The following is a 23,424-nucleotide window of genomic DNA, read 5'->3' as shown; positions in this document are numbered from 1 at the left end:
CAGGGTGGTGCTGGTTCACTCCGGCGATGACGCGTTCCAGGCGGCCGGGCTCTGCCGCCACCGCTCGATGGCCTGCCGGAGGGCCTCGCTCACGAGGAGAAGGAGTTCGGCGGAGGACTCGAAGCGGGCGCCCGCCGGGGTCGCGGCCCCGAGGATCTCGCTTCCGCGCTGCGAGGCGGCCACCAGGGCCTGGTTCACCTCCACCGCCGCGACGATGGACCGGACCCAGATCCCGTCGTCGATGACGTAGCGTTCGCGGCGCCCGCCGGGAACCCGTTCGCGGCTGAGCAGTCCCTGCTGTTCGAGGTAGGTGACGGCGTGCGAGACCGACGCCGGGCTGACGCGGAGCCGCTGGACCAGTTCGGCGGCGGTGAGGCTGCCGGAGTCGGTGATGTACAGGCAGGCCATCACCCTGGCCACCATCCGGGCCATCCCCTGCTGGATGAGGAGATCGGTGAAGAACTCCGTGAAGTCCTGGACGGCTTGGGGGTCACGCCCATGGCCGCTGTCGGGGACCGGTGGTGGCGGCGGCTGGGCCTGCTTGTGCCGGCGCGCACGGTGCCGGGTGGCCTCGTGTGCCCGGTCCGCCCCGTAATCGTCGGGTCCGCCGTTGCGGGTGACCTCGCGCATGATGGTCGAGGCGGGCCGCCCCAGACGCCGGCCGATCTCCGCGTATCCGTGACCCTCGGCCAGCCACGCGGCGATGTGCTGTCGATCCTGGCCGGTCAGTCTGCCTCCGGGCATCGGTGCTCGTCTCCTGTCGCTCGGCCTGCGCGAACAGTATGCATTCACTCGCAGCCCATTGCAATTCTCATCCATTGCGTTCATTGTCAGACCCATTGCAATGGAAAGCCTGTTTTGCAGGCTAGATGCCCTTGAACTGTGTGTTGACGTATTTCTAAACGCAATGTACTGTCCCAGACGTTCAGCGATTCCCGAACGTTCGTGTGCGCAAGGAGATTGATGATGGAAACTGGCAAGGGCGGCTTCTCCGAGGCGGGGTTGCGCAGGCTTCGTGAGGTGCTGGCGCGGCATGTGGAGTCGGGGAAGATTCCCGGGCTTGTCGCCCTGGTCGGCCGGGGCGGTGTGACGCATGTCGAGGCGCTCGGGACGATGCGTCATGACGGTGGCGCGCCGATGCGCCGGGACACCATCTTCCGGATGGCCTCGACGTCCAAGCCGGTCGCGATGGCGGCGGCGATGGTCCTGCTGGACGAGTGCCGGCTGCGGCTGGATGACCTGGCAGAGCAGTGGCTGCCCGAACTCGCCGACCGGCAGGTGCTGAAGCGGATCGACAGCCCGCTGGACGACACCGTGCCGGCCCGGCGGCCGATCACCGTACGAGACCTCCTGACCTCCACCTTCGGGCTCGGCATGGACATGACGGCACTGGGCACCCCGATCATGGGCGCGATCTTCGAGCAGGGCCTCACCCCCGACCTGCCGGAGCCGATGCCCGGACCGGATGAGTGGATACGCCGTCTCGGCACGCTGCCGCTGATGTACCAGCCCGGCGAGCGCTGGCAGTACCAGATCAGCCACGACGTGCTCAGCGTGCTGGTGGCCAGGGTCACCGGCCAGCCGTTGGAGACGTTCCTGCGCGAACGCGTCTTCGGCCCGCTGGGCATGGCCGACACCGCCTTCCACGTACCCGCCGACAAGATCGACCGGCTGCCGACCCTGTACGCCCCCGACCCGCAGACCGGCGAGTTCCACGTGTGGGACGAGGCCGAAGGCGGACGCTGGAGCCGCCCTCCCGCCTTCCAGGGCAGCGGCGGCGGACTCGTCTCCACCGTCGACGACTACCACGCCTACTTCCAGATGCTGCTCAACGGCGGGACGCACGACGGCCGGCGGATCCTGTCCCGGCCCGCCGTCGAACTGATGACCACCAACCGCCTCACCCCCGAACAGAACGCCGCCCGCACCGCCATGGCCACCGACAACGTCCACCTCTCCTACGGCCAGGGCCAGCACGGCGGCTGGGGCATGGGCATGGCGGTACGCACCTACCGCGGCGACTACGCCCCCATCGGCCAGTTCGGCTGGGACGGCGGCAGCGGCACCTCCACCTACGCCGACCCGAGCAACCAGCTCACCGGACTCCTGCTCACCCAGGTCGGCATGTCAGTCCCGAATTCAGCCCGGCTCATCCACGACTTCTGGACCACGCTCTACCAGGCACTCGACGACTGATACGTGGGTGGTGGCCTACGGTCGTCGGGCCACCAAGAGCAGCCGGGGGCTGCCGAGCCGGAACGGTGTGCCGTCGGCGTCGCCGTACAGTTCGACGCCGTTGAACCCGGCCTCGGTGACCAGCCGGACGACCTCCGCCGCGGTGTAGACGTACTGCACGGAGGTCCCGCAGTGCTCCTGCCTACCCCGGCGGAAGGTGAACGAGGTGAGCCAGCGGCTGTTCGCCGCGTCGTACTCGTTGACCGAGACGGCCTCGACCCCGCCGAACGTCATCGGCGGCTCTTCCAGGGTCAGGTTCGGCAGCAGTGACTCGGCCACGAACCCGTAGTCCAGGATGAGCGTGCCTCCGGGCACGACGAGCCCGGCGAGGCCCGCGAGGAACCCCTGCGTGCCGGCGTGCTCCAGGTAGCCGAAGGCGTTGCCCATGCACATCGCCGCTTCGGCCCGGACCTCGGCGGGAAGCGCCCGCATGTCGCCTTGGCGCAGATCGAGGTCGAGCCGCTCGCCCGCGGCGGCGGCGCGGGCGTGGGCGATGGCCTCGGCCGAGACGTCCAGGCCGGTGACCTGGTAGCCGCGCCGGGCGAGTTCGAGGGCGTGCCGGCCGCTGCCGCAGGCCACGTCCAGCACCCGGGAACCGGGGCGGAGCCCGGCCAGGCGGGCGACGAAGTCAACCTCGGCGGCGGTCATCCACTCGGGTACGGCCGCCCGCCAGAAAGCGTTGGGCAGTTCGGTGAAGAAGTCCGCGTACCACGCGGACAGGGAGTCGTGCGACATTTCCGTGTGCTCCAGATCAGGTGCGCGGCGACCGGCACCGCGCGGACGAGACAATCTCCGCGAGACCGGGGCACGACGAACCCGTGCGTTCACACGCACCACACTGGCCGCCGGAACGGCCGTCTCGTCATCCGCCCCGGAGTGACCGGGCGGTGACCATGGCATCGCCTTCTCGTGATCGGCCGGGCCTGACCCGGCAGGAGCAACCAGAGCCAGCGTACGATCCACCCCACCGGCTCTTCAACGGGATAACCGGCCGGGACGCCCGCCGGCCGCCATGACGGCGATCGGCAGGCGACGTGCACGAGCACGTGGGGGGTTGGGCATATGCCCGGCTAAGAGGCGGGTTCGTCGTCGTAGAAGATGACGATCCGTGCGGTGTGCCGGTCGTCCTCGATCGGTTCGCCCGGTGACCGGCGGCCGGTGGCCAGAATGTCGCCGGTGCGGGGATCGACGACCCGGTAGGCCACGGGCAGTTCGTCCTCCCGCTTGAGACGGAGAGCGCCGCCGTGTTCTTGGTAGACGACGTGCAGCCGGCCTGGCACGCGCAGGGTTCGCGGGCTGATGAAGGTCTGCCAGTCCGGCTCCATGTCGGTGGTGGGCAGGCCGTCGAGGATCTTGCCGAGGAGGCCGACGTAGGTGGATCCCTCGAAGTCGAGGGACTCGCGCCAGCCGCCGGAAGGGGCCAGGAAGTACGGTTCGTGGCCGGGTTCGCCGTCGTGCAGCCTCCACTGCCAGATGTTGGCGCCACCGTAGACCACGCCCATGGTGCCGCCCGCGCACAGGTTGCTCCACGCCTCGTGGCCCTGCCACCAACCGGCGGCGTTGGTGGCCGAGCGGGTCTGCTCGTAGGTCGGCTCGCCGTTGGCGACGGCCTTGATGGGGGTGTTGCGCCACATGTCGGCCACCCGTTCGGGGACGTGCTCGCCGCCGTGGCCGGTCTGGCACCACTGGAAGTCCAGCCACTCGGCGTCCTGCCAGGCCCGGTTGTCGCCATGAGGGCGGTAGTGGATGCCGGTGGGCTGGGCGTAGCAGTCCCAGGCGTGGACCTCGGCGCCACCGGCCGGGATCTGCGGCTCGTGGCCGGAGCCGTCGGCCCCCACCAGGTAGATCGCCGGTCGGGCGCCGTAGCGGGCCACCAGGTAGCGGCAGTAGCGGGCGTACTCGGCGGGCGGGACGACGGTCCCGGCCACGTCCAGGCCCTTCCAGCCGAACCCCTGGAAGACCGGTTGCAGCACGGGGACGATCTCGTGCTCGACGAGGATGTCCAGCAGTCGGTCCAGGTACTGGAAGTAGGCGGGGTTGAGGGCGTTGATGTGGCCGGTGGGCAGGTCCTCGAAGGCGACGTCGAACCCCGTGTCGGCGCCGCGGTCGCGCGGTCCGACCGCGCGCATGTCGGGTTGGACGGACATGAGCAGCACCGCGTTGAAGCCCTTGGCCTGCCGGTCGGCCGCGTAGACGCGCACCTGTTCCTCGGTGGCGCGCCAGGGCAGCCCCCAGGCGGTGTCGGCCACGAGGATCGCCGGGGTGCCGTCGGCGTGGACGAGGTTGCGTCCGCCCGGTGACATCGTCCAGAAGCCGTGGCGCTGGAAACGATTGGTCGCCGGGCCGCCGGGTTCGACCTCGACGAACCCCGTCGCTCCGCGAAGACCGGGATCGTCGAGGGACGCGTCGGACGTCCACTGCCAACGCCCGTGCGGCAGCGGCGAGCTGAAGCGGATACGCCAGGTGCGGCCGCCGTCGTGGAAGGCGGGCCGGCGCAGGGTGAGACCGTTGTCGTGGGTGAATTCAGCCCAGACGTCTACACCGGTGTAGGCGTCGGGGATGTCGGCGGAGGCGGTGAGGGTGATCTCCGCTTCGCGCCAGGCGCCGCGGACTTGAGTGACTTCGCCCATCAGCCGTCGACCTCGGCGCTCAGCAGGGCCTTGCGGGCGATGCGCTGCGCGGCCAGGGCGTCCTGGCGGGCCTGGGCCTCGGCGAGGGCGTCGACGTCGAGGATCTGCAGGGCGCGCCAGATGGTACGCATGACCTCGACGCCGGCACGGGCCGCCTCGACGGAGTCCTCGCGGAAGGGGAACTGGTCGAGCTGCCAGACGCCCTGCCAGCCGGCCTGGCGCAGGGTGTGGAAGAACTCGAAGGTCTCCACCAGGTGGATGGAGCCGACGACCATGTCGTCGTCCCAGCCGCGGAAGTTGTCGTTGACGTCGATGGCGTACAGACGGTCGTGGTCGAGGATGAGCTGGGCGGCGTCGGCGGGGGATTCCAGGCCGTAGAGGGAGTGGCCGAAGTCGAGCAGGATGCCGACGTTGGGCACGTCCATCTTCTCGATGGCCAGCAGGGTGCGGGCCGCGGAGGAGAAGGTCATGCGGTTGCGCGGCTCGCGCGGCTTGTACTCGATGGCGAAGCGCAGGTCGGGATGGCGCTGCGCGAGCTCGCGGACGGCGTCGATGGACATCGCCCACAGGGCCTTGTAGTCGGCCTGGAAGGGGTAGTCCCAGCCGTCCTGGCCGGGCCAGAGCTTGACGTAGTCGCAGCCGAGCCGGCGGGACAGGTCCGCCGCGTCGCTGACCAGCTCGATCGCGGCGCGCCGGACCTCGGGGTCGGGGTTGGTGAAGCCGCCGCGACTGAACTTGCGGGTGTAGATCTCGGGCGTCAGGGCGATGGCGCGCAGCCCGTTGGCCTTCAGCCGCTCTTCCAGAAGCGCCACGTCGAGGTCGGCGGGGTTGAACGGGTAGTTGATGTCGACGACCGACAGGCTGCCGACCTGGCCGGCCCGGTCGACGGCCTCCAGCGTGGAGACGGGCGGGCCGTAGCCGTCGGTGGCGTAGCGGTCGCGGAACTGGCCGAAGTGCCAGAGTCCCGCGCCGAAGAGAGGTTCTGCGGCCATGGAACGGTTCCTATCCCTTGACGGCGCCGGCCAGGGCGCCTTGTGTGAAGAATCGCTGGAACATCAGGTAGACGATGAGAACGGGCAGGATGGACATGATGATGAAGGCGTTGAGCTGGCCGTAGTTGGAGGCGAACTGCGACTGGAAGGCCTGCAGCGCCAGCGGCACGGTGCGCACCTCCTGGTCCTGCAGCAAGACCAGAGCCATGCCGTACTCGTTCCAGGTCGCGACGAAGTCCAGGATGAACAGCGCGGCCAGCGCCGGCTTCGCGAGCGGCAGGCACACGCTCAGGAACAGCCGCCAGTTGCCGGAGCCGTCGATGCGGGCGGCCTCGTCGAGCTCTAGCGGCAGCGAGCGGAAGAACCCGTACAGGAAGAACACCTGGTACGGGATGCCGAAGGCGAGATACGGCAGGATGATGCCGTTGGTGGAGTTCAGCAGGCCCATGCTCGACAGCGTGGTGAACATCGGGGCGAGGGCCACCTGGACCGGGACCATCGACCCCAGGGTGATCACGATGAGCAGGGCCCGATGCCGCTTGAAGCGCAACCGGGCGATCGCGAAGGCGGCGGCGGCCGACACCAGCAGCCCCAGCGGCACCTTGATGAGCGCGATGTAGGCGCTGTTGGCGGCAACGGTCCACAGCTCGCCGCGTTCGGCGGCGTTGGCGTAGTTGTCCCAGTGCCACACCTCCGGCAGGGCCCAGATGGAGCTGTGGCCGATATCGGCGGTGGACTTCAACGACGTCAAGACCATGAAGGCGAACGGCGCCAGCCAGACCAACGCGCTGATGACCAAGGCGATCCACAGCCCGATGAGGGGGTAATTGGTACGGCGGACCGCGCTCATCGCTCGTCCTCCTTCAGGGTCCACATCAGGTACGGCAGCACGAGCGCCAAGGTGATCAGGAGCAGGACGACGGCGAGGGCGTTGCCGCCGCCGAAGTTGTGGTTGATGAACGACTGGCTGTAGGACCACAGGGCCAGGACCTGGCTGGACTGGGCGGGGCCGCCGTTGGTCATGCCGACGATGAGGTCGAACACCTTCAGCGAGCTGATGACGGTCAGGACCAGGACGACCGTGAAGGTGGGCCGCAGAGCCGGCAGGGTGACGTTGCGGAAGGTCTGCCAGGCGGAGGCGCCGTCGAGCTTGGCCGCCTCCACCAGGTCGACGGGCACCGTCTGCAGCCCGGCCAGGAAGAGCACCATGGAGAAACCGGTGGTCTGCCAGACGAAGGCGACGAAGACCGAATAGAGCGCGATCTGCGGGTCGCCGAGCCAGTCCTGAATCCACGACGACAGGCCGAGCGAGGTCAGCGTCCCGTTGACCAGGCCGGAGTTCGGGTTGTACATCCAGGTCCACATGGTCGCCACGGCGATCGAGGCGAGTACGGCGGGGATGTAGAACACCGACCTCAGCAGGTTGCGTCCCAGCAGCCTGCGGTTGAGGGCCAGGGCGAGCAGCAGGGCCAGCACGGTGGGCACGATGAGCGACAGCACCACCCAGATGAGGCTGTTGCGCAGGGCGGTGTGGAAGACGGTGTCGTTGGTGAGGATGTCCCGGTAGTTGGCCAGCCCCGCCCACACCTGCGGCACGGTGGGGAAACCGTTCCACCGCATGAAGCTCAGGTAGACGGCCGAGACGATCGGGAACAGCAGGAACACCGCGTACAGCGCCAAGGCCGGGGCCAGGAATGGCAGCGCGCCCAGGATCGGCATCTTCCCCCGTCTTCGTCGGGGGTGGTGAGGGCGATGATCGGTGGGGCGTGGCGTGGCCGGGGCGGTGGACACGGTGGCCATGGCCGCTCCTTGTCGGTTGATTGTTCGGTGCCGGTGGGGCCTGGCAGGTCAGTTCTTATGGGTGTCCATGAACTTCTGCAGCAGCGCGCCGGCTTCCTTGGGCGCGATGGAGCCGCTGGTGACCCCGTTCTGGATGCGCCAGTACTCGGTCGTCACGTCCGTCGGGAAGTTCTGGTCATTGTTGAGGAAGAAGCCCTTGGCCTGACCCGTGAGCTGGGCGATCTGGGCGTTGATGGGCTGAAGGGCGTTGGCCGACTTGCTCTCCTTGTTGACCGGCAAGGAGGAGAAGACGCCCAGGTACTTCCCCTCGACCGGCGCGGAGGAAAGGTAGTCCAGGAACTTGGCGGCCTCGTCGGGGTGCTTGCTGCTCTTGCTGATGTACATGCCTTCGAAGAAGCCGTAGAGCCGGCCGGTGCCCGTCGGCATCGGGAAGACGCCGACGTTGTTCTGATCGTCGCCGGCGTCGACGTTCTGCTGGGTGAACCAGTCGCCTTCGAGCTGCATCGCCGACTTGCCGGAGTTGAACAGGGCGGCCGCCTCGGCCGCCGGCAGCCCGGCGAAGCCCTTGTTGAAGTAGTTGGCGGACCACTGCTTGAGCTGCTCGAAGGACTTGTCGACGCAGGGCTGGCCGGCCCAGCTCGTCGCGCGGGTGTTGAGCTTGTCGCCCAGCTCGGCGCCGCAGTTGGTCTCGATGAAGGTGTCCAGCAGGCGCATGACGTGCCAGTTGTCCTTGCCGCCCATGGAGATCGGCGTGAGGCCCGCGTCCTTGAGCTTCTGCGCCGCCGCGGCCCACTCCGCATAGGTGGTGGGCGGTGCGCTGATGCCCGCCTTGGCGAACTGGTCCTTGTGGTAGTAGACGACCTCTGTCCGCTGCGTCCAGGGGATGCCGTGGTGGCCGCCGTACTGGGTGAACGCGGACAGCGTGGCGGCGTTGAAGCGGTTGTTCCACTGGTACTGCTGGTAGTACTTGCTGAGGTCGAGGCTCACGCCGGACTTGACCAGCTCACCCCCGAGACCGGGTCCTGCCCAGTTGTAGTAGATGTCCGGACCCGAGGTGCTGCCGGCCGTGGTGCGTAGCGCGTCCTTGTGGGCGTCCACGGCTCGGTACTGCAGATCCACCTTGATGTTCGGGTTCTGCTTCTCGAAGTCGGCGATGATCGACTTCAGTGCGGCGCCCGCCGTGTCGGCGTTCTGCGTGACCATCCACCAGCTGAGCTTGACCTGGCCCCCGCTCCCGCTGGTCGCACCGGTGTCTTGCACACGGCCGCTACAAGCGGCCAGGAGCAGCACGGAGGCTGCCAGCGCCGCGGCTTTCGTTGGGATGTTCATGTGCGTCTCCAAGAGCAGGGGAGAGTATTCGGTAGCGATTCGTGAGGCGCGCTCGGGTACGTCAACGTCGCCATGCGACGTTTCCGCTGGTCGGAGGACCATCGTAGGAGCGAAAGCAGAGTGTGAATATCTATTCAATGCTGCTTTGCTATTCAGCCGGAATGTAACGTCGGCGACTGCGCCCGTCAAGGAGCCGGCGCGTAAGTGATCATCACCCCCTCGTTGACACGAATCCGCCGACGGCCGTAGCTTCTAGTTATGTCTAGTCGCTATGGAATATATATTCACATCGGTGATGTCGATGCTCGCCCCTGATCTGGTGCGAGCGGCCGCCTACCGCAAGACGGTCGAGCGCATCCGGGAGACCGACCGGGAGAGCGCCGCGGCAGAGCTGGACCGGTTGGCCACGGACGTGCGCCGGAGCATCATCCAGACCATCGGTCGGGCCGGCATGGGACACATCGGCGGCGATCTGTCGGTGACCGACATCTTGGTGTCCTGTTTCTACGGAGCGTTGTCCGTCGACCCTGAGCGTCCGCACTGGTCCGGGCGCGACCGGTTCGTGCTGAGCAAGGGCCACTGTGCCGCCGCGCTCTACTCGACCCTGGCCCAGTGCGGCTTCTTCGCCCCGGCGGAGCTGGAGACGTTCATGGCGCCGCTGTCGGCGTTGAACGGCCATCCCAACCGGCTCAAGGTTCCCGGGGTCGAGACCAACACCGGCGCGCTCGGGCACGGCCTGCCGGTGGCGACCGGCTGTGCGCTGGCGGCCCAGCTGGATGGTCTGAGCTGGCGTACCTTCGTCGTGCTGGGCGACGGTGAGCTGCAGGAAGGCAGCAACTGGGAGGCCGCGATGGCCGCCTCTCACCATGGCCTGTCGTCGCTGACGGCGATCGTCGATCGCAACCGGCTGCAGCAGGGCGCCAGGACGGAGGAGACCAACGCTCTCGGCGCTCTGGGGGACAAGTGGCGCAGCTTCGGCTGGGAGGTGCGCGAGATCGACGGTCATGACCACCAAGCGCTGCTGCGGGCGATGAACGGCTCGCTCACCGGCCGGCCGGTCGTCGTCATCGCCGACACGATCAAGGGGAAGGGCGTTTCGTTCATGGAGGACAGGGTGGAGTGGCACCACAAGGTGCCCAGCCCGGACCAGGTCGAGACGGCGCTGGCGGAGCTGGCACGATGACCCTCACCGAGCAGCAGGCCGTCTTCGACTGCCGCCAGGACTTCGCCGACGAGTTGCTGGCCCTGGCCGGCGCGGACGAGCGGATCGTGGCGGTGTGCAACGACTCCGTGGGCTCCAGCAATCTCGTCGGGTTCCGTGAGCGCTATCCCGACCGCCTGATCAACGTTGGCATCGCCGAGCAGGATCTTGTGGGCGTGGCCGCCGGTCTGGCGAACGCGGGCAAGATCCCTTTCGTGTGCGCGGCGGCGCCGTTCCTGACCGGACGGGCCCTGGAGCAGATCAAAGCCGATGTCGCCTACAGCGAAGCCCATGTCGTGCTCTGCGGGCAGAGCCCCGGCATGGCCTATGGCGAGCTGGGGCCGACCCATCATTCGATCGAGGACCTGTCCTGGATGCGCGCGGTCGCGAACCTGGACGTGATCATCCCGGCCGACCCGGTGCAGACCCGGGCCGCCGTACGCTGGGCGGCGGCCTCACCAAGGCCCTCCTACCTGCGCATCCCACGCTTCAAGGTGCCGGTCGTCACTCCCGACGACGCGCCGTTCGAGCCGCGCCGCGCCGTGCTGCTGCAGGACGGCGGCGACGCCACCGTCATCGCGATCGGCTCGCTGACCTCCCGCGCTCTGGAGGCGGCGGCCCGGCTGCGCGGCGAGGGCGTGTCGGTGCGGGTGCTCAACATGCCCTTCCTCGAACCGCTGGACGAGGAGGCCGTCGTCGCTGCGGCCCGCGAGACCGGCCGGATCGTCACGGCCGAGGAGGCCACGGTCAGCGGGGGCCTGGGCGCGGCGGTGTCGGCGGCCGTCGTCACCCACCACCCGGTGCCGATGCGGATCCTCGGCGTGCCCCGCGTGTTCGCGCCGACCGGTGACACCGCTTTCCTGCTCGACCACTTCGGGCTGTCGGCCGAGGGCATCGTGGCCGCGGTGAAGGACCTGCTGCGCCAGGGCTAGGTGGTTCTACCGGTGAGGCCAATACAACCGTGGACCAGCGGCCGCGGTCTGGTGCGGTTCGGTGTCGGCGAGCTGGGCGCGGACATAACTGGCGTCGGGGTGCGCGAGCTCGTCGAGAATGACGAGGGCTTGCCGCCAGGTGTCGCGGGCGGTGTCGTGCTCGCCGTCGGTGTGGTGGGCGTTGCCGAGACGGATCAGCGCCTCGACTTCGCCGATGCGATCGCCCAGCTCCAGGTGCAGCTTGAGCGCCTGCCGGTGACAGCATTTGGCCAGGTCGTACTGACCGAGGTGGTGGTGTGCGTACCCAAGGCCGTCGAGAGACGCGGCCTGACCGTTGAGGTCGCCGAGTTCCTCGAACAGGGTGAGGGCTCGCCGGCAGTACCCGAGCGCTCGGTTGTGGTGTCCGAGGAGGGCGTGGCAGTTGCCGACCCCGTTGAGCGCCTTGGCGTGTCCAGGGCGGTGGCCGGCCGTTCGGAACAGGTCGAGGGCTTGCTCCGCGTGGTCGAGTGCCTCCCGGTAGCGACCCTGTCGCGACAGCGCCCAGGTGAGCTCGTGATGTGCGTGCGCCTGGCCAGGCTGATCGGCGAGCTCGACGGCCAGGCCGAGGGCCCGCGCAGCGTGTGTGTGGGCGCTGTCGAAGCGGCCGAGCAGGGTGAAGGCGCGGCTGAGGTGGCGGTGGGCGTGGGCTTGTCCGCGAGGATCGGCCAGCCGGCGCGAAGCGTCCAGGGCGGCCTGCTCGACGGTGACCCAGTCGAGCAGCAGGCCGCGCCATCGCAGGAATGCGCTCAGTGTCCAGGCCAGGTGCCGCACGGCTTCGTCGTACCTCTCGGCGGCCGCCTCCGCCACGGTCGCGAGCAGCACGGGGTGTTCGACGGTGAACCAGGTCAGCGCCTGCTCGGACCCGGCCATCGCCTCGGCGGTCACCCCCGGCGCGGCGGGGGCGTGCGCGATCGGGCGTCGGTGTGGGGCCAGCAGCAGTGTCGCGGCATGAGCGGTGTGCAGGTAGTGGTCGAGCAGCCGGCGGAACGCTTCCTGCCGGTCGGGTTCGGTGTCGATGGCGTGGACAAGCTCGACCGTGTAGGCACGGAGCAGGTCATGCAGGGTGTACCGGCCGGGCTGGTGTTCGATGATCAGGTGCGCGCCGGCCAGTTCGGCCAGCAGCGGCCGGACCTCGTCCACGGCCACGCCGGCCAGGCTGGCCGCGGCGGGTGGGGCGAGGTCCGGGCCGGTGAGCACCCCCAGGAACCGGAACAACCGTGCGGCCGCGGGACTCAGCGCGTCGTAGGACCAGGAGAACACCGCCCGCGGATCGGTGGCCGCGTCTTGACCGGCCAGGGCGTCGAGCCGACCACGGGCGTCGCTCAGTTCGCCGGCCAGCGCGGTGAGGGGGAACGCGGGGTGGGTGGCGGCTCGGGCGGCCACGATCACCAGGGCGAGAGGTAGCCCCGCACACCGGGCGATGATCTCATCCACCGCTTGGGGCTCGGCTGCCATCCGGGCCGGCCCCAGGCGGTGGACCAGCAACTCGTGTGCCTCGGCGTCCGACAGCGGATCCAGCCTCAGCGGGTGGGCGCCCTCCGAGGCGACCAGGCCGGAGAGCTGGTTGCGGCTGGTCACCACCACCAGGCAGCCTGGTGCGCCGGGCAGCAGCGGACGGACCTGCTCGGCGTCGCGGGCGTTGTCCAGCACCACCAGCATCCGGCGGTCCGCCAACAGACTGCGGTACAGGCCGGCCTGCCTGTCCGGGTCGGCCGGGACACGGTCCGGTGGCACCCCCAGCGCGTCCAGGAATCCGGCCAGCGCCTCCGCCGCACCCACGCAGGACCCGCCCGGGTCGAAGCCTCTCAGGTTCACGTACAACTGCCCGTCACCGAATCGGTGGCGTACCCGATGCGCCCAACGCATGGTCAGTGCGGTCTTGCCCACCCCCGCGATACCGGCGATCACGGAGACCCGCACCCGCCCGGGGCCGAGCAGGTCGTCCAGCCGATTGAGGTATCCGGTGCGGCCGGCGAACGCCTGCACCTCCGCCGGGAGCTGGGCCGGCTGCGGACGCTCCGACACGTGAACATCCTGTGGCTCGGGCACTGAGGGAGCCGTCGGCGCGCCGGCTGCGAGAGTGACGGCTTCTCCGCGGAGGATGGCCGTGTGCAGTGAGCGCAGCTCGGGACCGGGCTGGGCGCCGAGTTCGTCGTCGATTCGCCGGCATGCCCTCGCGTAGACCTCCAGAGCTTCCGCACCGCGGCCGGCCAGGCTCAGCGCCTGGATCAGCCGGACCACCAGGGACTCCGCCAGCGGGTAGTGGACGATCAGCTCCTCAAGGCGCTCGATCACCGGTGAGTAGCGGCCCAGCTCCAGCTCGGCCTCGGCCCAGTCGGTCAACGCACCCAGCCGCTGTTGCCGGAGCCCTTCGCGGACCCGCGCCGCCCACGCCCCGCTCATCCCGTCCAGTGGGGCCGACCGCCACAGGCCGACGGCCTCGGCAAACAGGGCGGCGCGCTCCGGCCGGCGGCGGTGATGGGCGCGCGCCCGCTCGACCAGCCGGCGAAACCGGTGAAGGTCGATGCGATCGAGGTCCATGATCAGCTGGTAGCCGTCCGCCCGGCGCTCCAGCGCGAGCTGTCCATCCTCGGGATGCCGCGCCCGTTCCAGCACACGGCGGGAGCGGGCGACATAGGTGTGCAGCACCTTGCGGGGTTCGCGCGGTGGGGCGTCGTCCCATATTCGGTCGATGAGCGTCTCTGTGGGCACCGGGTGCCCGGCGTCGACGGCCAAGGACGCGAACAGGATCCGTTGCTTGGCCGGCCCGAGATCGACGCTCTGGCCGCCGACCACCAACTCGAACGCGCCCAGCAGCCGAAACTCCACGGTGCATCCCCCCATTGGCGCGGAAACCGCGAACGCCATCGAACCACAATTGCCGACGGCCATTCAAGAAAGGCGAAAGCTTTTCGAAGGCGATCCTATTTACTCTTTGTCACGTCCGCGCTCGTAAATCGACTCGCAGAGTAGAAAGGACATCTCACATGAGACGAAGATTGGCGGTGCCCGTTCTGGCGGTACTGCTTCTGGCGCTCGGCGCAGGAGGCGGGACAAGCGCGTCCGCCGCCTCCGCGTCGAGTGCCGAGCTGGCCGACAGGTTCGCGGCGAGCATGGGGCTTCATGCCGTGCCGGTCGCGGTGGAGGCCGACTTGACGTACTACCTCTTCTTCACCAGAGCAGCGGGAAGCCTGGACTTCTGCCTCGATGCGAAAGCCCAGACCATCGGCAACGGCGGCATCGTCCAGCTCTGGACCTGCAACGGCGGGAACCAGCAGCAATGGGCGTTCTACCGCAACGTCGGTACGTACACGTACTTGAAGAACAGGGCGTCACCGGCCGGCCGGACACTCGTGCTCGACGCGAAAGCCCAGACGATCGGAAACGGTGGCACCATCCAGCTCTGGGACTACAACGGCCAGGCCCAGCAGCGGTGGGCACCGTACGGTAACGACGCCTTGAGGAATGTCGCCTCCCCAGCGGGGCACAATTACGTCCTCGACGCGAAGGCGCAGGAAATCCGCGACGGCGGCAAGATTCAGCTCTGGGAATACAACGGAGGGCCTCAACAGCAATGGGACACGGTGCAATGGGACGTCGGTCCGTGAATCGGTGATACGGGCGGGGAGCGGCATCAGTCTCGCTCCCCGCTCTTGGGATCAGGTTCGCTGGGCATGTCACCACGCTGATCGACCGGTTCGAGGGCAAGGACCTTCGACGGTGTCGCCCCACCCTCATGATCACGCCCGCCCGCGCCACTGCCTCAGCCCCGGGGCAGCACTGTCGACTTCGTTACCTTCCTGGCTGCCTGGCCCCCGAGCAGGTCACTGCGACGGTCGACCATCGCCTCCTCAGGGACGCGCACGATCAGATGATCTTCGACGGCCGGGTCTCCCGCGAACTCGACCCGGCCAAGGGCTACGTGCGGTGCGTGTGGTGGCATCGTGGCTGGATACGTTTCGCCGAAGACAGCGGTGGCAACCTGCTCTGCATCGACCTCGCGCCCGCTCACCACGGAAGCCGCGGTCAGGTGATCCAATGGGAGACCCACGGCGGACCGTACGGCCCCCAAGCCTGGTCGTTCGAGGATCACCTGCGCAAACACCATGACACGCTGATCAGCGTGCAGCATACCTACGACGTGCAGGGACGGCTGGGACGCCCCTGCTGACGGCCGAGCGCATGTGACTCGCCCTCGGGAACCCCAGAGAAGCGTTGCGTCTAGCCGGCGGCGGACGCAGGGCAGAACACCGATACGAGGGCCTGATCGACGCGCCTCCCAACAGCGCCGCGCTCGGCATCGTCTGCGGCCACCGTCACGGAGACCGCGAACTGCAGCTTCCCGTCCGGGGAGGTGTAGGTCACGGCGACGAAGCCGGGAGCGCTGCCGCCGCGTGGCTGGAAGCTGGGGTTACCCTCGCACAGGCCGCCCTTCGGCGGCGGCTGCTGGCCGGGCGCCGGGTCGGTGATCACTTTTTGCAGGGAGTCCGGCAGCAGTCTGCCCTGAACGAAGGCGCGTTCGAAGGCGCTGATGTCGTGCGCGGTGGAGATCACGCCGCCGGCGCCCAGCATGGTGGTGGCGTTGAGCTTGTCGACATCGAGCAGCTTGCCCGTCTCATCCACCATGTAGCCGTGCCCATGCGGGCCCTTGATCCCCTCGGCGGCCTTGACCGGCAGGTAGGTGTCTCGCATGCCCAGCGGGGTGAAGATCCTCCGCTTGAGCTCGGTCGCCAGCGAATGCCCGGTCAGCTTCTCGATGATCATGCCGACCAGGATGTAGTTGGTGTTGGAGTAGTTGAAGGTCCCGATCTCCGATGGCCGTTGCCGCTTGCGGGAGGCGGCCAGCAAGTCGGCGGGGCGATACGTGATCGTGGTGTCGAGCGGGTCGATGTCGGGGGTGAGGAAGTCGGGGATGCCCGAGGTCTGCTGGATCAGGTCGCGTACCGTGATCTCGTCGGCCCGTTCCACGAGATCCTTCTCCGCCACCTCGGGGAGCAGCTCGCTGAGCTTGTCGTCCAGCTTCAGCTTCCCGCTCCGCACGAGTTGCAGGGCCGCGGTGGCGGTCATGTTCTTGCTCTGTGAGCCGATCCGGTAGCGGGCGGTGGAGGGGATCGCGCCACCGTCGCCGTCGAGCAGCTGGGATCCGGCCGATCCCTTTCCGGCCCGCTTGCCGTTCACGTACACCTCGCCGATGGCGCCCACCACGTGGCCTGTCTTCACCAAGGCCTCCATCGCCTTCTGCACGTCCCCCACCTTGCCGGAGGCGTTGTCCGTCGACGCGGTGGCGGGCGCGGACACGCTCAGAGCCAACGCCGCGCATCCTGCGGAGACGACGCGGGCGACTGCCGATTGACGCGAAACCATGAGTCACTTCTCCTAGAAAGCCGAAGCTCCGATGTGATGCTCCAGTCCTAGTCAGGAGATCGTTTCCTCGGCGTTTCCATCGAGCCGGTACGAGCCAGGCCCGCGAGCGGCTGGGTCACCTTCGACTGCTACGGCACGCTGGTGAATCGGAAGGCGGCCCTGACGGGCGCCCTGCGCACCGCACAGCTCGCCGGCGCCGCCCTCGACGTCCTGGCGCTGGAACCACCGGATGAGCATGAGGACCTCATCGGCCCGCCCAATGTCGTCATCACCCCCCACGCAGGTTTCTGCTCCGAGCAGTCGCCGGCCGACCTCAGGTCCGTACGGCACTGCGCGGGGAGATCCCGCGGAACGCCGTGAACCGGCTCGGCGGCTAGGGAAGACAAGGAAAGACGTCGAGGAAAGGATCGCGCGTTCCTGTTCACCAGTGAGGCGGCCGGAAACGCCGAAGGCTCGCGGCCCGTGTCGCCGATGTCTCAGATAGGATCTGGCCCGCCAAAGGCACCATTTATCGGTAAATCCCCGCAAAGGTGGCATCGTGACAGAGACCGCGCCGCTGCGGGGACGGCATCGCGAGTTAATGGAGCTGGGCGCGCTGATGGACCGTGCCCGCGCAGGTCACAGCGGCGCGCTGATCGTCTCCGGCGAGGCCGGCGTCGGCAAGACGGCACTTCTGGACCGCATGGCGGCGCGCGCCGCGACCGACGTCCGGGTCGAGCGCATCGTCGCGTCGGAGTCCGAGATGGAGCTGGCCTACGCCGGTCTGCAGCAGTTGTGCGGGCACATGATGGGTTCTGCCGGGCGCCTGCCCGCCCCGCAGCGCGAGGCGATCGAGGCGGCGTTCGGCCTGCGCCAGGCTTCCGCGCCCAGCTCGTTCCTCATCGGGCTCGCGCTGCTCGGGTTGCTCACCGAGGCCGCGGGAGACCGGACGCTGCTCTGTATCGTCGACGACGCGCAGTGGCTCGACGAGGCGTCGGCGCGCGCTGTCGCGTTCGCCGCCCGGCGGCTCGACGTCGAGGGGATCGTCATCGTGCTCGCCATGCGCACGGTCAACGAGGTGTTCGCCGGGCTTCGGCAGCTGGTCGTCGAAGGGGTGGGCGACGACGACGCCCGCGAGCTCCTGCGCCTCGCGGTCCCCGGCGGCCTCGACCGGCGGGTACGCGACCAGCTGATCGCGGAGGCGCGCGGCAACCCGCTCGCGCTGCGGGAGCTGCCCCGGGCGCTGAGCCCGGCCGAGATCGCCGGCGGGTTCACTCTCACCGGCTCGATCCCGCTGGAGAGCCGCATTGAGCAGAGCCTGGTCGCGCAGCTCGAACCGCTGCCCGAGTCGGTGCGCCTGCTGTTGCTGCTGGCGGCCGCGGACCCGACCGGAGATCCCGGGCTGTTGTGGCGGGCGAGCGCGGCACTGGGACTGGGCCCGGAGGACTTCGACGCCGCCAGGAACGCCGACGCGCTCGCCGTCGGCACGCGCGTCGGCTTTCGCCATCCGCTCGTGCGGTCGGCGGTCTACCGGGCGGCGTCGCCGCAGGATCGGCGGCGCGTCCACGCCGCGCTGGCCGACGTCACCAGCGTCGAGCACGACCCGGATCGCCGGGCATGGCATCGGGCCAGCGCGACGCTGCGCCCGGACGAGGAGGTCGCTGCCGACCTCGAGCGGTCCGCGGTGCGTGCGCGGACCCGCGGCGGCGCGGCCGCCGCGGGCGCGTTCTTGGAGCGGGCGGCGGAGCTGACGCCCGCGCCGGTCCGCCGCGTGCAGCGGCTGATCGCGGCCGCCGAGGCCAAGCACGAGGCGGGCGCGCCCGCAGCGGCCCTGCACCTGCTCGACACCGCCCGCGACCATCCTCTCACCGCGTTGCAAGAGGCGCTGGTCGCCCGGCTGCGCGCCCGCGCCGGATACGCACTGCATCGAGACAGCAGCGGGCCGCAGCTCCTCCTCGCCGCGGCCCAGGGCCTCGAAGGGCTCGACCCGGTGCTCGCCCGCGACACCTACATCGAGGCGCTGTCGGCCGCGATCTACGGCGGTCGGCTCGGTGACGCCGAGCAGGTGGCCGCGGTCTCGAACGCGATCCTGGAGGCGACCGCCGCCGAGGAGCCCGACGCCGCCGAGGAGCCCAGCCCAGCCGAGGAGTCCGGCCGTGCGCGGGATCTGATTCTGCGCGGCCAGGCGCTGCTCGCCGCCAAAGGGCAGGAGGCCGCGATCGACACCCTGCGCCGGGCGCAGCGCGCGTTCCTCGAGCAGGCCCCGGACTCGCTCGAGCTGCACTGGATGTGGTTCGCCTCCCGCGCCGCGCAGGACCTCTGGGATGCCCGCGGGCTCCGCTCGCTCGCCGATCGGCAGGTCGAGCTCGCCCGCGCCGAAGGCGTCGTGACAGTGCTGCCGATCGCCCTGAGCCTGCTGATGGTGGCGCAGACGGTCGACGGCGAGCTGGACGCGGCCGAAGCCTCCTGCGACGAGATCGACGCCATCAAGGACGTCACCGGCCACCCGCTCCCGCAGTACGGGCGATTCTTCCTCGCGGCGTATCGAGGGCAGGCCGGCGAGGCGGAGCCCCTGGCGGAGCAGATCCGAGCCGACGCGCAGGCGCGTGGCGAGGGGTACGGGCTGAGCGCGGTCAACTTCGGGGAGGCCATCCTCTACAACGGCCTGGGACGCTTCGCCGAGGCGGTGGCCAGCGGTTGCCGTGAGCTGCCGTACACGCACGAGCTGAGTCACGCGATGCGCACGCTGCTCGAGCTCGTGGAGGCGGCCACGCACACCGGCGAGCTCGCGCTCGCCGAGCAGGCGTTCGAGCAACTGGCGAACGTCACGCGGCCGGTGGGGACCAACTGGGCGTTGGCCGTGCTGGTGATGGCCGAGGCGCAGTTGCGCGAAGGTGACGAGGCCCAGGCCCTGTACCTGGATGCGATCGACCGCTTCGAGCGCGAGCGGATTCCGATCATGGTCGGGCGCTGCCGCTTGCTGTACGGGGAGGAGCTGAACCGCCAGGGCCGGCACGCCGATGCCCGCGAGCAGCTCCGAGCCGCGTACGAGGTGTTGTCGGGCATCGGCTTGAGCGGCTTCGCCGGGCGCGCCGCACGCGAGCTGAGCGCGAGCGGCGAGACCTTGCGCGTGCGCGCGCATGGGTCAGCGGCGCAACTCACCGACCAGGAGCTCAATGTGGCGCGCCTCGCACGCGAAGGACTCACGAACCGGGACATCGGCGCGCGGCTGTTCATCAGCGCGCGCACCGCCGAGTACCACCTGCGCAAGGTCTTCATGAAGCTCGGCATCAGGGGGCGCGCCGAACTGAAGACCGCGCTCGCCGATGATGGACGCTCATGAGCGTTGCTCCGGTGGCACGTATTCGAAGGTGGGGCCCGCCGTGGTGCCGTCCTCGTCGGGCATCAGCATGAGGGCGCCGGCCTGGGCCTTGAGCGCGTACATGGTGCCGACGGCGGCCCCGAGCTGTTTCGGGTCGCCGTTGAAGGCCTGCTCCAGCTGGTTCAACAGGGTGCAGTAAGTACGGTTGAACTCTTCCTGCGCGGTACGGATGGCGCTGCCCGAGGCATGATCGGACAGCCGCGGGTTGGGCCGCATCGGGCGCGCGGCGGCCAGATTCATCGAGATCGGCTCGCCGGTGGGCCCGGACTGCGGGGTGTCGCCGCGCTGGTAGCGTCGGCCGAGTTTGAGTTCCTGGAAGCGGTAGTAGTGGGCGACCTCGTCCCGGTCGGGGTGGAAAACGTCCTGGTCGCCGTCCCAGACCTCGCCCCGGGCCGTGCCCTCGCCCTGTTCGACGATCTCCTCCAGCGCGCCCAGCGCCGACTCCAGATCCTCCACCGCGAACAGCGAACCAGCGGTGTGCCGGAAATGGCTGCCGTTCACCTGGCGGGCAGAGTCGCCGCAGAAGACCTCCCGCTCGCCGAGTTGCTCGCACAGGTGGCGCAGTCCTTGTTCTATCGCGTCGTAGAACTGCCCGATTGTCTCGTAGCCGTCGCCTTGCGCCGGGGCGCCGGGCGGAGCGGGCCGTTCCAGACGCAGGAACACCTCCAGGGCCTCCGGGCCGAACGGGAGCAGCGACAGTTCCACATCGCTGTGGGGCAGCCGCCGGGGATGCGGCGGCAACATCCCCGGCAGGTCGAGGCGCGGCCGGCCGCCGACGGCGTTGAGCAGGTTCGCGGCCAGCGCCAGGTGCAGCATCTCCTCGGCGAAGACGCTGCCCACCACCTCCATCGCCTCGGGGTTGCGCTCCGGGTCCAGGGAGTACAGCGCGCACAGGTACGGCGGCAACGTCGCGTGTTCCAGCTCGACGGCCCACTGCAGGTGCTCACGCAGACTGTCGAGGGTGTCGATCCGTCCTGCCCCGGAAACAGCGACAGGTTCCAGATTCTTCATCAAAGTCCTACCTCTATGTCAGGCGGCTTGGTGGCGCTGCCAGTGCTCCTCGAGAGCGGCGGCGACCCGCGCCGGCCGCTGCAGCAGCGGCCAGTGGTTACAGTCGAGCTTGAGTACGTGTTCCGTGTGGACGGCCCGGCCCAGTTCGTCGGCGAACTCGACCTGACAGGCGGGGTCGCGTGCACCCCAGAACACGAGGCCGGGCGCGGTCATCTTCGCCAGCTCGGGCTCCCACTCACTGCCCATCCGCACCGCGGAGCGGTAGAGCTTGAGAATGCTGTCCTTCATCGGCGCGTCCACGTGCCGCACCATCTCCTGGGCCAGGTCGTCGGGCACCTCGAAGCCGTTGATCAGGGCGTCGGCGAAGCCCTGCGGCGTCAGCCCGGCCATGAAGCGGTCCCCCTCGACGGGGTCCTGCCAGATCTTGGCCAGCGGATGCCAGACGTACCGGGCGCTGATGGGGCCGTTGCCGCCGGCCCAGGTGCGTACCAGGTCGGGGCGCAGTGACGCGACCCGGGCGGTGAGGATGCAGCCCCAGTCGTGGCCGACCAGGTCGACCGGCTCGCCGATTTCCGCCAGGCGGCCGATCAGCCAGTCGGCGTACTCCTCCTTGGTGCTGTTGAAGCCGTCCGGGCGTGGAGCGCCGAAGCCCGGCAGGTCCCAAGCCTCCACGTCCGTGCGCGTCAGGCGCCGGCGGACGCCGGCCCAGACGCGGTGGGTGTCGGGGACGCCGTGAATGAGGATCGCGGGCAAGGTGGTGTCACTCCTGCGCGTGGTCGGCGGCGTCGCGGATGACCGCGGTCACGGCGTCGGGCTGCGAGGCGGCGACCGCGTGCGAGGCGCTGGGGATCTCGCGGGTTCCGCGTGAGCCGGCGCGTTCGGCCATGAACCGCAGCGCCGCGGCCGGGATGTTGAGGTCGCGCTCGCCGTGGACGAACCAGGACGGTTTGCTGCGCCAGCCCGGCTCGCTCGCGGTCAGGGCGTCGGTCAGCGCCCGCTCGGTCACCGGCCGCTGGGTCGCGGCCATCTGAGCGGCCTCGCCGGTATCGAGGTCGGCGCAGAACTGGTGGTGGAACTTGTCCTCGGCGATACGGAACTCGTTCCCGCCGGAGGCGACCGGATACGCCTCCAGCGCGCCGGCCAGGGTGCTGCCTTCGAACTTGGCCGACAGCAGCAGCGCGCTCTCACCGGGTTCGGGAGCGAAGGCGGCGACGTAGACCAGAGCGCGGACCGCCGGGTTGCCGACGGCGGCCTGGGTGATCACCATGCCGCCGTAGGAGTGGCCCACCAGCACGACCGGGCGGCCGATGCCGGCGATCACGTCGCGCACGTACGCGGCGTCGCCTTCGACGCCGCGCAGCGGGTTGGCCACGGCGACGGCGGTGAGCCGGTCGCTGTGCAGGCGTTGGATGACGCGGTTCCAGCTGGCCGATTCGGCGAAGGCGCCGTGAACCAGGACGATGACCGGCCGTTCGCTCATCAGTTGGCCTTTCCGGTGTTCAGGGCGGCGTCGAGGACCTCGATGGCCTGGGCGGTGGCGGCGCGCGCGGCGTGGGTGTCGCGGACGGGGTTGAGCATCATGAAGTCGTGGAGGGTGCCGTTGTAGCGGACGCTGGTGGTCGGCACGCCGGCCGCGGTGAGCTTGCGGGCGTAGGCCTCGCCCTCGTCGCGCAGCACGTCGTTCTCGTCGACGATGACGAACGCGGGCGGCAGCCCTGCCAGGTCCTCCAGGCCGGCGCGCAGCGGTGAGGCGGTGATCTCGGCGCGCTGGGCGGGGTCGGTGGTGTAGGCGTCCCAGAACCAGGCCATGGCCTTGGCGGTCAGGTACGGGCCGTGGGCGAACTCGCGGTAGCTGCCGGTGTCCTGGGCGGCGTCGGTCACCGGGTAGTACAGCGACTGGTGCACGAAGGTCACGTCGCCGCGCCGCTTGGCCAGGATGGTCAGCGCGGCGGTCATGTTGCCACCGACCGAGTCACCGGCCACCGCCAGCCGGGAGGCGTCCAGCCCTTCGTCCGCGCCGTGCCTGGTGATCCACTGGGCGGTGGCGTAGGCCTGCTCGATGGCGACCGGGTAGCGGGCTTCGGGCGAGCGGTCGTACTCCACGAAAACGACCGCGGCGTTCGCGCCGACGGCCAGCTCGCGGACGAGGCGGTCGTGGGTGCCGGCGTTACCGAGGATCCAGCCGCCGCCGTGGACGTACAGGACGGTGGGCAGCGCGGCGGTCGTGCCGGCGGGCTTGACGATGCGTACTCGTACGTCGCCGACCTCGGCCGACACCGTGATCCACTTCTCGTCCACCCCGGGCTTGTCGACCGGGGCGGACTGGAGGTCGTCGAGGACCTTGCGGGCGCCTTCCACGCCCAGCTCGTACAGGAACGGGGGCTTGGAGGTGGCGTCGGCGAGCTCCTGCGCCGCCGGCTCCAGGACGTGGCTATTCATGCGGAATTCTCCGTTTCCAAGTTCGGGTCGACTCACCCACTTAGACCGGACAGCCCCCCGATCCGTGACACCGGGGATCGAGAGGAAAGGA

Annotated in this window: 20 protein-coding genes; 7 read left to right on the top strand and 13 right to left on the bottom strand. The window is 69.4% G+C overall.

All coding sequences use genetic code 11. The features are described 5' to 3' along the window. Nucleotides 1–15 precede the first annotated feature (15 nt). Nucleotides 16–744: a helix-turn-helix domain-containing protein gene (locus tag AB0B91_RS18965; protein ID WP_358320763.1), complete on the bottom strand. Its 729-nt coding sequence runs from the start codon at nucleotides 742–744 to the stop codon at nucleotides 16–18. Nucleotides 745–966: 222 nt separating this feature from the next. On the opposite strand from AB0B91_RS18965, the gene AB0B91_RS18960 reads away from it, so the two are divergent. After that, a complete protein-coding gene (locus tag AB0B91_RS18960; protein WP_358320761.1) occupies nucleotides 967–2,196 on the top strand; it encodes a serine hydrolase domain-containing protein in 1,230 nt (409 codons plus the stop codon). Nucleotides 2,197–2,211: 15 nt separating this feature from the next. Here AB0B91_RS18960 and AB0B91_RS18955 read toward each other — a convergent pair whose 3' ends face one another. The 6 genes from AB0B91_RS18955 to AB0B91_RS18930 all read right to left on the bottom strand — a co-directional run bounded on the left by AB0B91_RS18955 (nucleotide 2,212) and on the right by AB0B91_RS18930 (nucleotide 8,986). Then, on the bottom strand, nucleotides 2,212–2,970 hold the full coding sequence (locus AB0B91_RS18955; protein WP_358320759.1) for a class I SAM-dependent methyltransferase: 759 nt from the start codon (nucleotides 2,968–2,970) through the stop codon (nucleotides 2,212–2,214). Nucleotides 2,971–3,305: 335 nt separating this feature from the next. Next, on the bottom strand, nucleotides 3,306–4,865 hold the full coding sequence (locus AB0B91_RS18950; RefSeq protein WP_358320756.1) for a DUF4038 domain-containing protein: 1,560 nt from the start codon (nucleotides 4,863–4,865) through the stop codon (nucleotides 3,306–3,308). After that, on the bottom strand, nucleotides 4,865–5,857 hold the full coding sequence (locus tag AB0B91_RS18945; protein WP_358320753.1) for a sugar phosphate isomerase/epimerase family protein: 993 nt from the start codon (nucleotides 5,855–5,857) through the stop codon (nucleotides 4,865–4,867). Before AB0B91_RS18945 ends, AB0B91_RS18950 begins: the two co-directional genes overlap by 1 nt. A 10-nt stretch (nucleotides 5,858–5,867) precedes the next feature. Further along, nucleotides 5,868–6,707, bottom strand: a complete 840-nt coding sequence (locus AB0B91_RS18940) for a carbohydrate ABC transporter permease (protein ID WP_358320751.1) — start codon at nucleotides 6,705–6,707, stop codon at nucleotides 5,868–5,870. After that, nucleotides 6,704–7,657 carry a sugar ABC transporter permease gene (locus tag AB0B91_RS18935; protein ID WP_358320748.1) on the bottom strand — a complete coding sequence of 318 codons (954 nt, stop codon included), beginning with the start codon at nucleotides 7,655–7,657 and terminating at the stop codon, nucleotides 6,704–6,706. Before AB0B91_RS18935 ends, AB0B91_RS18940 begins: the two co-directional genes overlap by 4 nt. 48 nt (nucleotides 7,658–7,705) lie before the next feature. Continuing rightward, nucleotides 7,706–8,986, bottom strand: a complete 1,281-nt coding sequence (locus AB0B91_RS18930) for an extracellular solute-binding protein (protein WP_358320745.1) — start codon at nucleotides 8,984–8,986, stop codon at nucleotides 7,706–7,708. Nucleotides 8,987–9,281: 295 nt separating this feature from the next. Between AB0B91_RS18930 and AB0B91_RS18925 the strand changes: the two genes are divergently transcribed. Beyond that, complete coding sequence (locus AB0B91_RS18925; RefSeq protein WP_358320823.1) at nucleotides 9,282–10,169, top strand: transketolase; 888 nt, start codon at nucleotides 9,282–9,284, stop codon at nucleotides 10,167–10,169. Further along, nucleotides 10,166–11,119 (top strand): transketolase C-terminal domain-containing protein, encoded by a 954-nt coding sequence (locus AB0B91_RS18920; protein WP_358320742.1) that lies wholly within the window; start codon nucleotides 10,166–10,168, stop codon nucleotides 11,117–11,119. Before AB0B91_RS18925 ends, AB0B91_RS18920 begins: the two co-directional genes overlap by 4 nt. 6 nt (nucleotides 11,120–11,125) lie before the next feature. On the opposite strand, the gene AB0B91_RS18915 is transcribed toward AB0B91_RS18920, so the two are convergent. Next, the gene (locus tag AB0B91_RS18915; RefSeq protein WP_358320739.1) at nucleotides 11,126–13,987 is read right to left on the bottom strand and encodes a BTAD domain-containing putative transcriptional regulator; all 2,862 of its coding nucleotides are present in this window, start codon (nucleotides 13,985–13,987) and stop codon (nucleotides 11,126–11,128) included. 176 nt (nucleotides 13,988–14,163) lie between these two features. Here AB0B91_RS18915 and AB0B91_RS18910 point away from each other — a divergent pair, with 176 nt between their 5' ends. Further along, nucleotides 14,164–14,766, top strand: coding sequence for an RICIN domain-containing protein (locus tag AB0B91_RS18910; protein ID WP_358320736.1), 603 nt, complete (start codon nucleotides 14,164–14,166; stop codon nucleotides 14,764–14,766). Between the two features lie 263 nt (nucleotides 14,767–15,029). Further along, the gene (locus AB0B91_RS18905) at nucleotides 15,030–15,329 is read left to right on the top strand and encodes an SMI1/KNR4 family protein (protein ID WP_358320733.1); all 300 of its coding nucleotides are present in this window, start codon (nucleotides 15,030–15,032) and stop codon (nucleotides 15,327–15,329) included. A gap of 50 nt (nucleotides 15,330–15,379) precedes the next feature. Here the strand turns inward: AB0B91_RS18905 and AB0B91_RS18900 are convergent, their stop codons facing one another. Then, on the bottom strand, nucleotides 15,380–16,522 hold the full coding sequence (locus AB0B91_RS18900) for a serine hydrolase domain-containing protein (RefSeq protein WP_358320730.1): 1,143 nt from the start codon (nucleotides 16,520–16,522) through the stop codon (nucleotides 15,380–15,382). 141 nt (nucleotides 16,523–16,663) lie between these two features. Here AB0B91_RS18900 and AB0B91_RS18895 point away from each other — a divergent pair, with 141 nt between their 5' ends. Together AB0B91_RS18895 and AB0B91_RS18890 are read left to right on the top strand one after the other, a co-directional pair. Beyond that, the gene (locus tag AB0B91_RS18895; RefSeq protein WP_358320728.1) at nucleotides 16,664–16,882 is read left to right on the top strand and encodes an NAD(P)-dependent oxidoreductase; all 219 of its coding nucleotides are present in this window, start codon (nucleotides 16,664–16,666) and stop codon (nucleotides 16,880–16,882) included. 178 nt (nucleotides 16,883–17,060) lie between these two features. Then, entirely contained in the window at nucleotides 17,061–19,844 is a 2,784-nt protein-coding gene (locus AB0B91_RS18890) for a LuxR family transcriptional regulator (protein WP_358320726.1), read from the top strand. On the opposite strand, the gene AB0B91_RS18885 is transcribed toward AB0B91_RS18890, so the two are convergent. From AB0B91_RS18885 to AB0B91_RS18870, 4 genes are read right to left on the bottom strand one after another with little or no spacing between them, the layout of a single operon-like run. Then, on the bottom strand, nucleotides 19,839–20,894 hold the full coding sequence (locus tag AB0B91_RS18885; protein ID WP_358320723.1) for a ferritin-like protein: 1,056 nt from the start codon (nucleotides 20,892–20,894) through the stop codon (nucleotides 19,839–19,841). The genes AB0B91_RS18890 and AB0B91_RS18885 overlap by 6 nt on opposite strands. Nucleotides 20,895–20,912: 18 nt before the next feature. Further along, a complete protein-coding gene (locus tag AB0B91_RS18880) occupies nucleotides 20,913–21,647 on the bottom strand; it encodes an alpha/beta hydrolase (RefSeq protein WP_358320722.1) in 735 nt (244 codons plus the stop codon). A 7-nt stretch (nucleotides 21,648–21,654) separates the two neighbouring features. After that, entirely contained in the window at nucleotides 21,655–22,374 is a 720-nt protein-coding gene (locus AB0B91_RS18875; protein WP_358320719.1) for an alpha/beta hydrolase, read from the bottom strand. After that, nucleotides 22,374–23,333: an alpha/beta hydrolase gene (locus tag AB0B91_RS18870; RefSeq protein ID WP_358320716.1), complete on the bottom strand. Its 960-nt coding sequence runs from the start codon at nucleotides 23,331–23,333 to the stop codon at nucleotides 22,374–22,376. The genes AB0B91_RS18875 and AB0B91_RS18870 overlap by 1 nt, the downstream gene beginning before the upstream one ends. Between the last annotated feature and the right edge of the window lie 91 nt (nucleotides 23,334–23,424).

The organism is Nonomuraea sp. NPDC049141 (assembly GCF_040648415.1).
In the GTDB taxonomy this organism is placed as follows: Bacteria; Actinomycetota; Actinomycetes; order Streptosporangiales; family Streptosporangiaceae; genus Nonomuraea.
The sequence above is the reverse complement of the archived record's forward strand: the minus strand, read 5'-3'. Positions and strand labels throughout refer to the sequence as shown.

Coding starts and splice junctions, on each gene's coding strand:
- AB0B91_RS18935 (WP_358320748.1), bottom strand. CDS start 7,657: ATGGCCACCGTGTCCACCGCCCCGGCCACGCCACGCCCCACCGATCAT.
- AB0B91_RS18955 (WP_358320759.1), bottom strand. CDS start 2,970: ATGTCGCACGACTCCCTGTCCGCGTGGTACGCGGACTTCTTCACCGAA.
- AB0B91_RS18960 (WP_358320761.1), top strand. CDS start 967: ATGGAAACTGGCAAGGGCGGCTTCTCCGAGGCGGGGTTGCGCAGGCTT.
- AB0B91_RS18965 (WP_358320763.1), bottom strand. CDS start 744: ATGCCCGGAGGCAGACTGACCGGCCAGGATCGACAGCACATCGCCGCG.
- AB0B91_RS18920 (WP_358320742.1), top strand. CDS start 10,166: ATGACCCTCACCGAGCAGCAGGCCGTCTTCGACTGCCGCCAGGACTTC.
- AB0B91_RS18905 (WP_358320733.1), top strand. CDS start 15,030: ATGATCTTCGACGGCCGGGTCTCCCGCGAACTCGACCCGGCCAAGGGC.
- AB0B91_RS18875 (WP_358320719.1), bottom strand. CDS start 22,374: ATGAGCGAACGGCCGGTCATCGTCCTGGTTCACGGCGCCTTCGCCGAA.
- AB0B91_RS18885 (WP_358320723.1), bottom strand. CDS start 20,894: ATGAAGAATCTGGAACCTGTCGCTGTTTCCGGGGCAGGACGGATCGAC.
- AB0B91_RS18900 (WP_358320730.1), bottom strand. CDS start 16,522: ATGGTTTCGCGTCAATCGGCAGTCGCCCGCGTCGTCTCCGCAGGATGC.
- AB0B91_RS18950 (WP_358320756.1), bottom strand. CDS start 4,865: ATGGGCGAAGTCACTCAAGTCCGCGGCGCCTGGCGCGAAGCGGAGATC.
- AB0B91_RS18940 (WP_358320751.1), bottom strand. CDS start 6,707: ATGAGCGCGGTCCGCCGTACCAATTACCCCCTCATCGGGCTGTGGATC.
- AB0B91_RS18925 (WP_358320823.1), top strand. CDS start 9,282: ATGTCGATGCTCGCCCCTGATCTGGTGCGAGCGGCCGCCTACCGCAAG.
- AB0B91_RS18945 (WP_358320753.1), bottom strand. CDS start 5,857: ATGGCCGCAGAACCTCTCTTCGGCGCGGGACTCTGGCACTTCGGCCAG.
- AB0B91_RS18930 (WP_358320745.1), bottom strand. CDS start 8,986: ATGAACATCCCAACGAAAGCCGCGGCGCTGGCAGCCTCCGTGCTGCTC.
- AB0B91_RS18870 (WP_358320716.1), bottom strand. CDS start 23,333: ATGAATAGCCACGTCCTGGAGCCGGCGGCGCAGGAGCTCGCCGACGCC.